At 41.1% G+C, this 13,858-nt stretch carries 13 protein-coding genes; 7 read left to right on the top strand and 6 right to left on the bottom strand.

The features are described from left to right. Window positions 1-9 precede the first annotated feature (9 nt). On the bottom strand, window positions 10-1,620 hold the full coding sequence (locus HT728_RS01710) for an alpha-glucosidase (protein WP_173233439.1): 1,611 nt from the start codon (window positions 1,618-1,620) through the stop codon (window positions 10-12). 152 nt (window positions 1,621-1,772) lie between these two features. Here HT728_RS01710 and HT728_RS01705 point away from each other — a divergent pair, with 152 nt between their 5' ends. Then, window positions 1,773-3,257: a DUF1846 domain-containing protein gene (locus HT728_RS01705; RefSeq protein ID WP_173233437.1), complete on the top strand. Its 1,485-nt coding sequence runs from the start codon at window positions 1,773-1,775 to the stop codon at window positions 3,255-3,257. Between the two features lie 94 nt (window positions 3,258-3,351). Continuing rightward, a complete protein-coding gene (locus HT728_RS01700) occupies window positions 3,352-3,834 on the top strand; it encodes an S-ribosylhomocysteine lyase (RefSeq protein ID WP_000032562.1) in 483 nt (160 codons plus the stop codon). 167 nt (window positions 3,835-4,001) lie between these two features. On the opposite strand, the gene HT728_RS01695 is transcribed toward HT728_RS01700, so the two are convergent. From HT728_RS01695 to rsmH, 5 genes are all read right to left on the bottom strand, one after another. Beyond that, the gene (locus tag HT728_RS01695) at window positions 4,002-6,107 is read right to left on the bottom strand and encodes an ATP-dependent Clp protease ATP-binding subunit (protein ID WP_173233434.1); all 2,106 of its coding nucleotides are present in this window, start codon (window positions 6,105-6,107) and stop codon (window positions 4,002-4,004) included. 769 nt (window positions 6,108-6,876) lie between these two features. Then, the gene (gene mraY, locus HT728_RS01690) at window positions 6,877-7,857 is read right to left on the bottom strand and encodes a phospho-N-acetylmuramoyl-pentapeptide-transferase (protein WP_173233432.1); all 981 of its coding nucleotides are present in this window, start codon (window positions 7,855-7,857) and stop codon (window positions 6,877-6,879) included. 1 nt (window position 7,858) lies between these two features. Continuing rightward, window positions 7,859-10,111 (bottom strand): penicillin-binding protein 2X, encoded by a 2,253-nt coding sequence (pbp2X, locus tag HT728_RS01685; protein WP_173233430.1) that lies wholly within the window; start codon window positions 10,109-10,111, stop codon window positions 7,859-7,861. Window positions 10,112-10,114: 3 nt separating this feature from the next. Continuing rightward, on the bottom strand, window positions 10,115-10,432 hold the full coding sequence (gene ftsL / locus HT728_RS01680; RefSeq protein WP_000840840.1) for a cell division protein FtsL: 318 nt from the start codon (window positions 10,430-10,432) through the stop codon (window positions 10,115-10,117). A gap of 11 nt (window positions 10,433-10,443) precedes the next feature. Further along, window positions 10,444-11,394, bottom strand: a complete 951-nt coding sequence (gene rsmH / locus HT728_RS01675; RefSeq protein ID WP_050105838.1) for a 16S rRNA (cytosine(1402)-N(4))-methyltransferase RsmH — start codon at window positions 11,392-11,394, stop codon at window positions 10,444-10,446. A 165-nt stretch (window positions 11,395-11,559) separates the two neighbouring features. Between rsmH and HT728_RS01670 the strand changes: the two genes are divergently transcribed. Genes HT728_RS01670 through HT728_RS01655 form a run of 5 tightly spaced genes read left to right on the top strand, consistent with a single transcriptional unit; the run spans window position 11,560 to window position 13,495 of the window. Continuing rightward, window positions 11,560-11,754 (top strand): helix-turn-helix transcriptional regulator, encoded by a 195-nt coding sequence (locus HT728_RS01670; RefSeq protein ID WP_001082471.1) that lies wholly within the window; start codon window positions 11,560-11,562, stop codon window positions 11,752-11,754. A 15-nt stretch (window positions 11,755-11,769) separates the two neighbouring features. Beyond that, window positions 11,770-12,312 carry a DUF3278 domain-containing protein gene (locus HT728_RS01665; RefSeq protein ID WP_173233428.1) on the top strand — a complete coding sequence of 181 codons (543 nt, stop codon included), beginning with the start codon at window positions 11,770-11,772 and terminating at the stop codon, window positions 12,310-12,312. Window positions 12,313-12,322: 10 nt separating this feature from the next. Further along, window positions 12,323-12,553 carry a hypothetical protein gene (locus tag HT728_RS01660; protein ID WP_050216135.1) on the top strand — a complete coding sequence of 77 codons (231 nt, stop codon included), beginning with the start codon at window positions 12,323-12,325 and terminating at the stop codon, window positions 12,551-12,553. Between the two features lie 10 nt (window positions 12,554-12,563). Continuing rightward, the gene (locus tag HT728_RS10560; protein ID WP_000838779.1) at window positions 12,564-12,890 is read left to right on the top strand and encodes a hypothetical protein; all 327 of its coding nucleotides are present in this window, start codon (window positions 12,564-12,566) and stop codon (window positions 12,888-12,890) included. Window positions 12,891-12,916: 26 nt separating this feature from the next. After that, the gene (locus HT728_RS01655; RefSeq protein ID WP_050971690.1) at window positions 12,917-13,495 is read left to right on the top strand and encodes a DUF3278 domain-containing protein; all 579 of its coding nucleotides are present in this window, start codon (window positions 12,917-12,919) and stop codon (window positions 13,493-13,495) included. The last annotated feature ends 363 nt before the right edge of the window (window positions 13,496-13,858 follow it).

Here is a 13,858-nt window from a genome sequence, read left to right as displayed (position 1 = left end):
TCTCTCATTTTAGTCAGTCAATTCCACACAGAAAGCATCCCATGGAGCCAAGATTTGTTTTTCAAAGACTTCTTGAGCTAGGGTGTTTTCAATCAAGACCGATTTGACTTTTCCTTCTACTGCCAAGTCTTGTTCTTCATTGGACAAGTTAGCCACAACTAGGAAACGACGGTCGCCATCTTTACGGATGTAGGCAAAGATCTTATCAGCCGTATCAAGCAATTCAAAGTCAGCTCGAATCAGCCAGCTGTTCTCCTTACGGATTTGGACCAACTTCTGATAAGTATAGAAAATAGAATCTGGATTTGCCAGCGCTTCTTGAACATTAATTGCTTGATAGTTTGGATTGACTGCCAACCAAGGTTGACCTGTTGAGAAACCGGCGTTTTTGCTTTCGTCCCATTGCATAGGGGTACGGGCATTATCACGTCCAATGACACGGATACTGTCCATAATTTCTTCCAGCGGAACACCTTTTTCAAGAGCCTCACGCGCATAGTTAAGGGATTCAATATCTTCTACTTGATCCAGTGTTTCAAAGGGATAGTTGGTCATCCCAATCTCCTCACCTTGGTAGATATAAGGAGTTCCTCTCATAAGATGAAGCAAGATTGCAAAGGCTTTGGCAGATTTTTCGCGGTATTCTTGGTCATTTCCCCAGATTGAGACGATGCGAGGAAGGTCATGGTTGTTCCAGAAGAGGGAATTCCAACCGTCCTCAACTCCTAACTCTGTCTGCCATTTGTTAAAAATTTCTTTTAACTTAGCGATATTCAGCTCTTTTTGATAATGCCATTTAGGTTGCCCTTCCTGATACTGAAGACCGATATGTTCAAACTGGAAGACCATAGACAATTCTTGACCCTTTGGATCAGAGTAGAGCTTGGCAATCTCTGGCGTTGCTCCCCAAGTCTCCCCTACTGTTAAGAGATTCTTATCGCCAAAGGTAGCCTGATTCATCTCCTTGAGATAGGGGTGGAGCATAGGACCATTATTGACTACCTTCTCGTCAGGGATTTTCCCAATCATATCAATAACATCCATACGGAAACCGCCAATCCCTTTATCAATCCAGAAATTCATCATCTCATAAATTTTCTGGCGAAGTTTTTCATTTTCCCAGTTGAGATCCGGCTGTTTCTTACTGAAAAAGTGGAGATAGTATTGACCTGACTTTTCATCGTATTCCCAAGCAGATCCGCTAAAGATAGAGTCTAGGTCGTTGGGCTCATCGCGCCAGATATAGTAATCTCTCTCAGGGCTATCAGGATTTTCACAGGCCTCGACAAACCAAGCATGTTCATCTGAGGTATGATTGACCACCAAGTCCATGATAATACGAATATCACGCTTCTTGGCTTCCGCAATCAGCTCATCCATATCCTCCATGGTTCCGAAAATAGCTGCAATCGCTTGATAATCGGCAATATCATAGCCATTATCATCCATGGGGCTGTCATAAACAGGAGAAAGCCAAATCGCTGTAATCCCCAGCTTGGCTAGATAGTCTAACTTACTAGTAATTCCTGGCAAATCGCCAATTCCATCTCCGTTGCTATCCATGAAACTCTTTGGATAAACTTGATAGACTACGGCATTGTGCCACCATTTTTCTTGCATCTTCTTACCTCATTATTTTCATAATCTATAGTCTATGATAGCGCTTTTTAGAATTTTGTGCAAGCGTTTGCCTAATCTTTTTAATTTCTTTTTTGACTCCATAGTTTCCTAACTTCCAATTTTTTATTATAATAGAGGTCAGAGGTAAAAAAATGAAAAAACAAGCTTTTAGTTCTGAACAATATTTGAATCTACAGCGCGACCACATTTTGGAGCGCATTAACCAATTTGACGGCAAGCTCTACTTGGAGTTTGGTGGCAAAATGTTAGAAGATTTCCACGCCGCTCGTGTTCTTCCTGGCTATGAGCCAGACAACAAAATCAAGCTCTTGCAAGAATTGAAAGAGCAAGTTGAGGTTGTGATCGCCATTAACGCTAGCAACATCGAACATTCCAAAGCACGTGGTGACTTGGGCATTTCTTATGACCAAGAAGTTCTTCGTTTGATTGACAAATTCAATGAATTAGGAATTTTTGTTGGCTCAGTGGTCATTACACAATACGCTGGCCAACCCGCTGCAGATGCCTTCCGCAACCAACTTGAGAAAAACGGAATTGACTCTTATCTTCATTATCCAATCAAAGGATATCCGACGGATATGGATCACATCATTTCTCCAGAAGGTATGGGGAAAAATGACTACATCAAAACCAGTCGCAACTTAATCGTCGTAACCGCTCCTGGACCTGGTTCTGGAAAATTGGCAACCTGTATGTCCAATATGTATCACGACCAAATCAATGGTATCAAGTCTGGCTACGCTAAATTTGAAACCTTCCCAGTTTGGAATCTTCCCCTTCATCACCCAGTCAATTTGGCCTACGAGGCTGCCACAGCAGACCTTGATGATGTCAACATGATTGACCCCTTCCATCTCCAAACCTACGGAGAAACCACTGTCAACTACAACCGTGATATTGAAATTTTCCCAGTGCTCAAACGCATGTTGGAACGTATCCTTGGTGAATCTCCATATGCTTCTCCAACAGATATGGGTGTCAACATGGTTGGTTTTGCTATTACAGACAATGAGGCTGCTGTCGAAGCTTCTAAACAAGAAATCATTCGTCGCTACTATCAGACTGTTCTTGATTTCAAAGCCGAAAAAGTTGGCGAATCTGCTGTCAAGAAAATTGAGTTGCTTATGAACGACCTTAGTATCACACCTGCAGACCGTAAGGTTGCTGTCGTTGCCCGTCAAAAGGCAGAAGAAACTGGCGGACCAGCCCTAGCCCTTGAATTGCCAACTGGGGAAATTGTCACAGGTAAGAACTCAGAACTCTTTGGTCCTACAGCCGCTGCTCTTATCAACGCTATCAAGAAATCAGCTGACATCGCTAAAGAAGTGAAACTAATCGAACCTGAAGTTGTTAAGCCAATCCAAGGTCTTAAAATTGATCATCTCGGTAGTCGCAATCCACGCCTTCATTCAAATGAAATCCTGATTGCTCTTGCCATCACAGCTACAGAAAATCCTGATGCCGCTCGTGCTATGGAAGAGCTTGGCAATCTCAAAGGAAGTGAAGCTCACTCAACCATCATCTTGACAGATGAAGACAAGAACGTCCTTCGCAAACTAGGTATCAATGTAACCTTTGACCCTTACTACCAATACGACCGCTTGTATCGTAAATAAAGATTTCAACCTCTCCAGCCTCGGAGAGGTTTTCTCTCTGTCTCAGGAGCCGGCTTTATGTTATAATGAAAGAAGAAAACTGAAAGGATTTACCATGTCAAAAGAAGTTATTGTTGAAAGTTTTGAACTTGACCACACCATTGTTAAAGCACCCTATGTTCGCTTGATTGGGGAAGAAACAGGGCCAAAGGGAGATGTCATCTCCAATTATGATATTCGCTTGGTGCAACCAAATGAAGACTCTATCCCTACCGCTGGTCTGCACACTATCGAGCACCTCTTAGCTAAACTCATACGTACTCGCATTGACGGTATGATTGACTGTTCACCATTTGGTTGCCGCACAGGTTTCCACATGATTATGTGGGGGCGTCACACCAGTGCTGAAATCGCAGCTGTTATCAAGGATTCGCTCAAGGAAATCGCTGAAACTACTACTTGGGAAGACGTCCCTGGAACAACCATCGAATCTTGCGGAAACTACAAGGATCACAGCCTCTTCTCTGCTAAAGAATGGGCAAAACTCATCCTAGAACAAGGGATTTCAGATGATGCCTTTGAGCGTCATGTGATTTAAACATAAAAGGAACCAGTTTTTTTCAGCTGGCTCCTTCTTTTTTTATTCTCAAAATTTTGTCTTATACTCAATGAAAATCAAAGAGAAAACTAGGAAACTAGCCGCAGGCTGTACTTGAGTACGGCAAGGCGACGTTGACGTGGTTTGAATTTGATTTTCGAAGAGTATTAGGCTTTTTCACGAATAACCAAACCACCATCTTCCATATCTGCTTCCAGATGTTTAGCATCAAGGTTATCCAAGTGGAAGTCTGTGACTTTGTCACGGATTTGTTGTTCAACCACACGACGGAGTGGACGAACACCCATGACTTCATCGTAGCCTTCCTCAGTCATGTATTCTTTAGCAGCTTCGCTCACTGCCAAGTCAATGTCTTTCTTAGAAAGCGTCTTGTTAACTTCAACCAACATAAGGTCTACAATCTTAGAAAGGTCTTCCTTAGTCAAGTGCGAGAACTCGATGACTGCGTTAAAGCGGTTGAGGAATTCTGGACGGAAGAATGGTTTCAAACGGTCCATCAATTCTGGTTTGTCCGCATCTTCTGTCAAGTTGGCTTCATAGCCAAATCCAGCATTTGATGTCGCAATAATGACAGTGTTCTTGAAGTTTACTGTATTTCCTTGACCATCTGTCAAACGACCATCATCCAAAACTTGAAGGAGAAGGGTGATGACTTGAGAGTCAGCCTTTTCAATTTCGTCGAGAAGGACGATTGAGTATGGATTGCGACGGACGCGTTCTGTCAAGGTATTGTTGTTGTCATCGTAACCAACATAACCTGCAGTTGTACCAATCAATTTAGATACGGCTGTGCGGTCGCTGTATTCTGACATGTCCAAACGGATGATAGCATCTTTCGTTCCAAACATATCGAGCGCCAATTGCTTAGCAAGCTCCGTCTTACCAACTCCAGTTGGACCTACAAATAGGAAGCTACCGATTGGGCGATTGCCTTCATCAAAACCAGCACGGTTACGACGGATGGCTTTTGCTACTGCTTCTACCGCCTTATCTTGACCAATAACTTTCGTCTGCAAACGATGACCCATATCTTTCAAACGTTCGATGTCCGTAGCCCCCATTTGAGATACTGGAATACCGGTCATTCGTTCTACAGATTCAGCCACATCGTTGACACTTGCAGTCACTTTCATATCTTCTGTGTGGTTTTCGATTTTCTTTTCCAATTCTGCGATGCGTGTTTTATAGTTTAGAGCTGCTTCAAAATCTTCTGACTCAACAGCTTTTTCTTGCTTGTCTTTTTCTACCTCAATTTCACGTTCAACAGCATGCACATCTGTTACAGGATGCTGAGCTGCCAAGTGAGCCGCCGTTACATCGACAAGGTCGATAGCCTTATCTGGCAAGCTACGTTGAGGAATATACTGAACAGAATAATCCACCGCTGCTTTCAAGACTTCGTCTGGCAAGATGACATTGTGGTGTTGTTGATAGAGGTCACGAATTCCTTGAAGAATTTTAAAGGTATCCTCTGCAGAAGGAGCATTAACCTTGACTTCGTTGAAACGACGAGCAAGAGCTGCATTCTTCAAGATGGTGTTACGGTATTCATCTTGAGTCGTTGCCCCAATCACTGTCAATTCTCCACGAGAGAGGGCTGGCTTGAGAATATCCGCAAGCCCTTTAGAACCACTGTCTCCACCCGTACTACCTGCACCGAGGATTTGGTGAATTTCATCAAAGAAGAGAATGATATTCCCTGCTTCTTTCACTTCATTGACTAGGTTTTGGACATTTTCTTCAAAGCTACCACGATATTGAGTCCCAGCCTCAAGACCTGAGATGTCAATGGAAATAATTTCCTTGTTCTTGATAGCAGCAGGAACATCACCATTCACAATAGCTTGTGCTAAACCTTCGACAACGGCTGTCTTACCAACACCTGCATCTCCGACAAGTACAGGATTGTTTTTAGTACGGCGTGAGAGGATTTCAGATGCTTCTTGAATTTCCTTGTTTCGGCCGATAACAGGATCCAACTTGCCTTCACGAGCTTCTGCTGTCAAGTTTCGACCTAGTTTAGCAAGGACACCGTCTTGTTTCATACCTGATGCCTGTTGTGGCATTTGGCCATCAACTTCTACATTTCCTGGCAATTGACCCGTTGCACGATAGTGAGCAAATTCCTCAGGTGTGACTTCACGGCCGTTAATCAAGTAACGACGGTTTTCTGAACTATATCCACGCATACCACCCATCAATTGGTTAAATAAATCATCCATGTTGTTAAAGTTATTAAAGTTGTTATTCATATTTCATACCTCGTTTGTTTTCAAATTTACTTAGTCAAAATAATTTGACTTTCTCTGACCTTTGTTTCAAAAAATTTAGACTAGCTATTTACTACTCTACGTATAATTTCAGGTTTTTCTTTGTCAAGCAGGAGTAGACTATCTTTACTTCTGAAGATTTCTAGATTAAACATAGACACACCTCTTTCTACTTTACTTTAAATAAGTGTTCGAGTAAGGTTTTCATTTACCTTACGTTCATAATATACTACATTAGTCAGAAAAGGTCAAGAGATTTGACTTTGACTGACCAATATTTTTTTAAACTCTTCGGAAACCTCTTCAAACTACATCAGCTTCGCCTTATCTACAACCTCGAAACCGTGTTTGAGCAGCCTAAAGCTAGCTTCCTAGTTTGCTCTTGATTTTCATTGAGCATAAGCGTTCTAGTAAGGCTTTCATTTACCTTACGTTCATAATATACTACATTGGTCAGAAAAGGTCAAGAGATTTGACTTTAATTGACCAATATTTTTTACACTCTTCTAAAATCTCTGCAAACCACATCAACTTCGCCTTATCTACAACCTCAAAATCGTGTTTTGAGCTGACTAAAGCTAGCTTCCTAGTTTGCTCTTGATTTTCATTGAGCATAAATGTTCTAGTAAGGCTTTTATTTACCTTACGTTTATAATATACCACATTGGTCAGAAAAGGTCAATAACTTTGACTTTGACTGACCAATGTTTTTTAGAATGCAAAAACACCCTGAAACGTCAGGGTGCCATTCTTACATCAAATATAAAATTGCTAGGGTCAGGAGACTTGCTAGAAGCCCAACTCCCCAAAAGAAGAAGTCAACCTTCCACTCGCTCCAAGGATTTCCTTTACCAGACAATCCTCCAAGCTCAAAATGGTGATGCACAGGCGTCATACGGAAAATACGTTTACCACCTGTCAGTTTGAAATAAGTTACTTGCATCATAACAGAAGTTGTTTCAAAAACATACACAATTCCGATAATCAAGAGAGTCCATTCTTGGTGGAGGGCCATAGAAATAGCTGCCAACATTCCACCTAGGGCCAAACTTCCCACATCTCCCATAAAGACCTTGGCAGGCTTATGGTTAAAGACGAAGAAACCGAGTAAACCACCAATCATGGCAAAAATCACCAGGAGAATATCCATCTGGCCTTGCACATAGGCAATAACTCCATAGGCAGACAAACTAATCGCCACTGAAATACTAGCCAGACCGTCAATACCGTCTGTCAAGTTGACTGCATTTGAAAAACCGACTAGCCAGAAAAGAGCAAAGAAAATATAGAAAAATCCCAAATGAACTGGATAACCAAATACAGACAGGATATCCCCTCCACGCTCATAGAAAAGATAGAAGATAACTCCACCTAGAAGCTGAAGAGCTAATTTTTGCTTGGGATTAAGCCCCTCATTGATCTTACGGAAGACCTTGAGAAAGTCATCTAAAAATCCGACAAGTCCATAAAGGACCAAGATGAACAAAATCATTCCCACATTATTGCTGAATTGGCTACTAAATAGGGCAAAAAAGAAAGCAACCAAGACAGAAGCAATTAAGAAAACCAAACCTCCCATTGTAGGAGTCCCAGCTTTTGCCTGATGCTGTTTGACATCCTCATGCATCTGCTGGCCTGTAATTTGCGCCTTTCTATAAAATTTGATAAAGGCCGGAATTCCTACTAAAGTTAGTAAAAATGTCACAATTCCAGCACTGATGGAAATAAACATATTAGTCTCCTAAAGTTAATGTAATTTTTTTAATGTCCTTGATAGCTGTGTTAGCACGAACATCTTGCTTCTGCACAGTAGAGCCCGAACCTTCAAATTCAAGTTCTATATTGAGCCACTTAGCAAAGGTCTCAGCAGTCTCTTTTGTCCAACCATACATATCTGGAACTTCCTCTGCTTTATCAGATAAGATCAGGACTTGCTGGTTCGGAGAAAGATTCTTCCCTTCTTCAGCAGAACTGTTTTTAATCTTCGTTCCTGTTCCCACAACAATAGGTTGTACAAGATTGCGACGCAATTCTTCTGCTAAATCACCAGGTGAAATATCCTTGACACTAGGCATAGGATAAGGACTTTGTTGACTTACTTGCTCCAAAGCTTTAGCTGCTGTTTGAAGATTGAGAGAGTCTTTCATAGCTGAAGCCCGCTCCAAGATAGGATTGGCAAATTCTCCCAACTGAATACCTGAATAATGTTCAGGTTGTTGGACCGTCACATACAAGATAAAATCAGGATTTTCAGCTGGATTCATCGATACAGCTGAGAAAATATAGTTGGTTAACCCGACTAGATAACCACCATTTTTCTCGTCAGCAATCTCAGCCGTACCAGACTTGAGGGCTACATTTTGCCCAGGAACAGTTACAGTTGGTTTCCCTGTCTTATGATTATACATAGTTCCATATACTGGATCGGTACCGACTAAAACCATATGCGTTCGCGTCAAGCTCGCTGCATCTTTAGAAACAGGATTTCCTACAATCTCTTTTTGAGATTTCCGAACAGATTGGTCATTTGGGTCATACAAGGCACTGATAAATTTAGGTTCTAACATGACTCCATCGTTGGCAATAGCCGTAAAGGCACGAATCATTTGCGTCTGAGTTACTGAAATCCCTTGTCCAAATGAACTCTGAGCAATATTAACAATATTGTCAGCTGGAAGTTGGCCTGCATATTCATCTGTCAAACCAAAACGAGTTGGAACCCCAAATTTAAAGCGGTTTAGATAATCCAACCAAGTAGTATCTCCCATTTTTTGTTCAAGAAGACTCATTCCAACATTACTGGAGAGAGCGAAACCTTGTAAGAAAGTCATCATCCTACCAGTAGTCAAACCATCATTAACATCCCAATCTCGAATCGTCACATCCGCTATTTTTAATTCACTGCTATTGAAGTATTCTCCACTTGGGAAGGTATTATTATCAATAGAAGAAGCTAACGTCATAACCTTCATGGTTGATCCTGGTTCATAGTTACTTTGATAAAGAATATCACGCCAAACAAAGTCCTCAGTGATTCCTTCTTTAGTATCCGCATTAAAGGTAGGTCGTTGGGTGGTAGCGAGAATTTCACCGGTCTTTGCACTGACCAAGGTCGCGGTCATATACTTACCTTTTACTTTTTCTAGAAAGGCATCCATCTGAGTTTCCATGAAAGATTGTAGCGGACTAGACAATGTTGTATAAACATCCTTGCCATCCACAGTTTGTTGCGATACCAGTTCTGTTCCGGGTACAATATTGCCCAGACGATCCTTTTCATAGGTAATAATGCCGTCTGTCCCTGCAAGAATACTGTTCAAGGAACTCTCCATTCCAGAAGTTCCCAGCAAGCTCTTGCTGCCATCTTCATTTTCATGGAGCTGAGCTAGACCGATAAAACTAGAAGCAAATTGTCCGTTTGGGTAACTACGATTAGGACTGGTTGTAAAATCAATCCCCTTGACCTCTGCAGTTTCCAACTCTTTTTTGATAGACATCATATTGGCATAGGTAATTCCATTGCCCTTCGAACCAAAGGAAACTTGCTTGAGATTAGGTTGCGAGAGTTGCTCTCTTACATAGGATTCTTCCATGTCCAGATACTTATGAAAGACCTCTGCAACTTTGTTAAATTGTGTTTTTTCTACGTAAAGAATCTTACCCGTTGCTGACTTATAGTTCTCATCAATAACCGCATAGACATTATAGGAGGTTGCATCCTCAGCAATTGGGACTCCATTTCGGTCATAAATAGTCCCACGTTTGGCAGGAACTGTACGGGTGGTTTGATGAACCTTCTTAGCTTCCTTCGCTAAATCTGTTCCAAAGCGAGTGCCCGTCCCAATAATGACCGCAAAATTGACTAAAAAAACGGCAAAAACAAAGACAGATAATAAACTCAGACTTTTTCCAACTCTGCGTCTGTTTTCAGCCGGCGATTTCCGATTTTTCGTCGCATAACGGATTACTCTTTTTGTCCACTTCATATCTTACTCCGCTATTCGAATATTTTCATTGTTTAATTGCAAATCGTGTGAATTGGCAATCTCTTTCAAACGTTCTGCACGTAATAGTTCATTGACCTCTTGCTTGGCATCGTCCAATTCGGTCTTCTTTTCCTCTATCTGCGCATTGATTTTTGTCAAATCATTCTGCACTTGCAAGAGCTTGGTCTGCATAAAAATAATACTAATGGCTACAATAAGAGTGGTTACAGCAATGGAAAAGTAAAAAGCTTTTTCCACACGCGAAAACCGTTTAAGTTGCATCTGTAGTATTTGACCTGTTTTTTCCATTCTTTCTGCCATCTTTTTTCCTCTTACTTGTGAATTTTTCTGGCCACGCGCAACTTGGCTGAGTGCGAGCGGTTATTGGCTTCTAATTCTTCTGCACTTGGCAAGATTGGCTTACGGGACACCAATTCCATCTTAGGCTTGAGATCATCTGGGATGAAGGGCAAACCTTTGGGAACTTCAACCGTTGAAGCTTCCTTGAACAATTGCTTGGTCAAGCGGTCTTCTAAGGAATGAAAGGTAATCACTGAAATTCTACCATCCAGAGCCAACATATCCATAGCCTGCTGGACGGACTCATCTGCCGCTCCCAGTTCATCATTGACTTCAATTCGAATAGCCTGGAAAATCTGCTTGGCAGGATGGCCCTTCTTCTTGAGCTCCTTGGCAGGTTTGGCCGACTTGATAATTTCTGCCAGCTCAGTCGTTGTCTCGATTGGCTTGACTTCCCGAGTTTGTTCAATCTTACGCGCAATCTGTTTAGAGAATTTGTCCTCTCCATACTTGAAGAAAATACGAACCAAGTCATGATAGTCATAACTGTTAACCACTTCATAGGCTGTCAGACTAGCATCCTGATTCATGCGCATGTCCAGTGGCGCATCCTTTTTATAAGAAAAACCACGCTCACGCTGGTCCAATTGAGGACTAGACACTCCCAAGTCATAACAAATTCCATCAATTTCCTGAACACCAGCTTCGCGCAAACGTGCCTGTAAATGACGGAAATTATCCTTGATAAAGGTCACCATTCCCTTTTCAATGTAAGGTGCCAAGCGTTTTTGCGCATTGTCAATGGCATTCTGGTCCTGGTCAAAGGCATAGAGATGACCTTTTTCACTTAATTTACTTAATAAATACTCGCTATGGCCTGCTCCACCCAAAGTCGCATCAACGTAGATACCGTCGGGCTTTACGTCAAGCATATCAATCGTTTCGTGGAGTAAGACCGTTACATGATGAAATTCTTTTGTCATATCTTATCTATTTTACCACAAATCCGACAAGCTTGCACTAGTCAGACAAATCATACAAGAGGACTACTATTTCTTCAAAAAATATGTCAAAAATACTTGACACTTTATGTTTAAAAGAATATAATATAGTCAAATATATACGACACAAATCAGAAAGGAGACCAGATGAATCGTGTGAAAGAATTTCGCAAGGAATTGGGTATTTCCCAGCTCGAACTCGCCAAGGATATCGGTGTCTCGAGACAGACCATCAATATGATTGAGAACGACAAGTACAATCCAACCCTGGAACTCTGTCTCAATCTCGCCCGCAGCCTCCAAACTGACCTCAACAGTCTCTTTTGGGAGGATAATTTTTAAAAAAGGAGCAAACTTATGAAAAAAGAAACCTTCACGGAAAAACTGATCAAACGCATTTATGGCATTTCAGGACCACTTGACGAACACAAACGACGCGAGGCTGATCGTATTGGTAATCAAGTCTTTATCATCCTCTTTTATCTGATGACATTTGGAAATCTCATCCCCGTCGTCCTCGCTTATAAATACCCACAAATTGTCGCTATCGGCTATCCTCTTGTGGTATTCGGCATTTCGATGATTTCTGCTCTCTATGTGCTCTCCCAAACCAAAAAAACAGGGATTACAGCTATTGATCCAGATATGCTGAGCGAGAAAGAAAGTAAGCAACTACACTACCCTGGTATGAAAGCAGGTCTACTCTATGGATTAATGAGTTTTTTTTCAACCCCTCTTCTCCATATACTGCTAGGTGAGAGTCAGGATTATCTTCAGTCACTTCTCGCTTTTGAAAATATTTTTTCAAGTATTCTCCAGTCTTTCTTCTTCGGAGTGATTATACAAATTATCATCTCCCGTCGCATTGCAAAAGCCAAGAAAGATCAGGATAATGATTAGGAGAAAACTCATGAAAAAAGAAAAGAAACAGTCACGTTATCCTGGTCTGAAAGCAGGTTCGATTTATGGAACAGTGATATTTTTTATAATTCCACTAACAAGTGAAAATCCAAATTTTATCAGTTCTCTTCTAAATACAAAACATATTTTTAAAACTATACTGGGAGCTTTCTTTTTCGGAGTGATGATACATATTGTCGACTCACTTCGTATTGCAAGAGCTAAAAAAGACCAGGATTAGGAGGTGCCTTATGAAATCATTACTAACTTTACTGACCTATCATCTTTTGTTCAGTTCTCTGCTCATCTTCATCATCATTTCAGGGGACTTACCAATCAGAGAGATATTCCTCGTGCTAGTCTTTTTTCCAGCACTTAATAAAGTACTAACTTATCTAAAGATTAACTCCCCAAAAACGCGCACACTTAACTTAGCACTATACTTTATAATTCTATCTTTTCCACAACTGATGCTCGCCTCAAGCGGTTGGAAATATTATTTACTGTTCACTATCGCTATCCTTTCTTCTATCACTTATCTTTATTATCTCTATCAATTCGTAAAAGAAAATCAGTAAAACTGCTCATTTAGGAGGTTACTAGTATGAAAAAAGATGACTTAACCACTCGCCTACTTCGAAATCTCTTTCATATCCAAGGCCCTTTTGATGAATGCCGGCAAGAAATTATCTACAAAGCCTGTGCCCGTTCCATGGTCCAAATCGTTTATTCTTCCTTCTTCCTCTTCTTGTTTTATCTGTTATTTGGACGCTTCATAGAGGCCGTTCGCTATGCCATGCCCTACGTTTACTCTGGACTCATTTTTTTCATTACTTTAAAAACTCAAAGAGCCGTCAAAGAACTCCATCTGGAAAAAGATGACAAGTCAGAAATCATCCTCAAAACCTACAGCAAAGGCCAAATCAAATTTCGAAGCTGGGTTGTGTTTATCGGTCTTCAGATTGTCCTCTTTACCCTACTCCTCTTTCATAAGGTCTTCGTTCAGCAGATGTCCTTTTCAGATTTTGTGAAGTTACTCACGCAATTCGACAAAAGTGTTCCTTTCCTGATGTATGGCCTGATTATCGGCAGCATTTTTGGAACCCTGACCTACGGATTTCTATCACTACAAGAGGAGAAGACTCCTAAAAATACCAAACAGAAGGAGAAAAGCAATCAATGACTACACTATACGATTTTTCAGTCTTAAATCAAGACCATCAAGAAACTCCATCCAATGGAAATTTCCAATATTCCTAGTCGTAACCATCATCTCAAGTTTGGTCTACTTCTATAACTTTTATCAAGTAGTTAAAGAAGTAAATCAAAAACAGTTGATTTAGGAGATTACTCCCATAATTTCTCATAATCCCATCCAGCTCATGCTAGATGGGATTATTTTATTATGTGACTATTAGTCCGTCTCGCTCCGTTAGGTGTGAGACAAAAAACCACCCGCTATGCGGGTGCGCGTCGAAGGTTATACCAAAAAAACTCCGAACGCGATACAATAAAGGTGTTCAAGCTAATTGTAAAGCGAAAGGAG

Origin of the sequence: Streptococcus sp. 544 (assembly GCF_013277385.1) — a bacterium.
GTDB classification, from domain to species: Bacteria; Bacillota; Bacilli; order Lactobacillales; family Streptococcaceae; genus Streptococcus; species Streptococcus mitis_BA.
The sequence above is the reverse complement of the archived record's forward strand: the minus strand, read 5'-3'. Positions and strand labels throughout refer to the sequence as shown.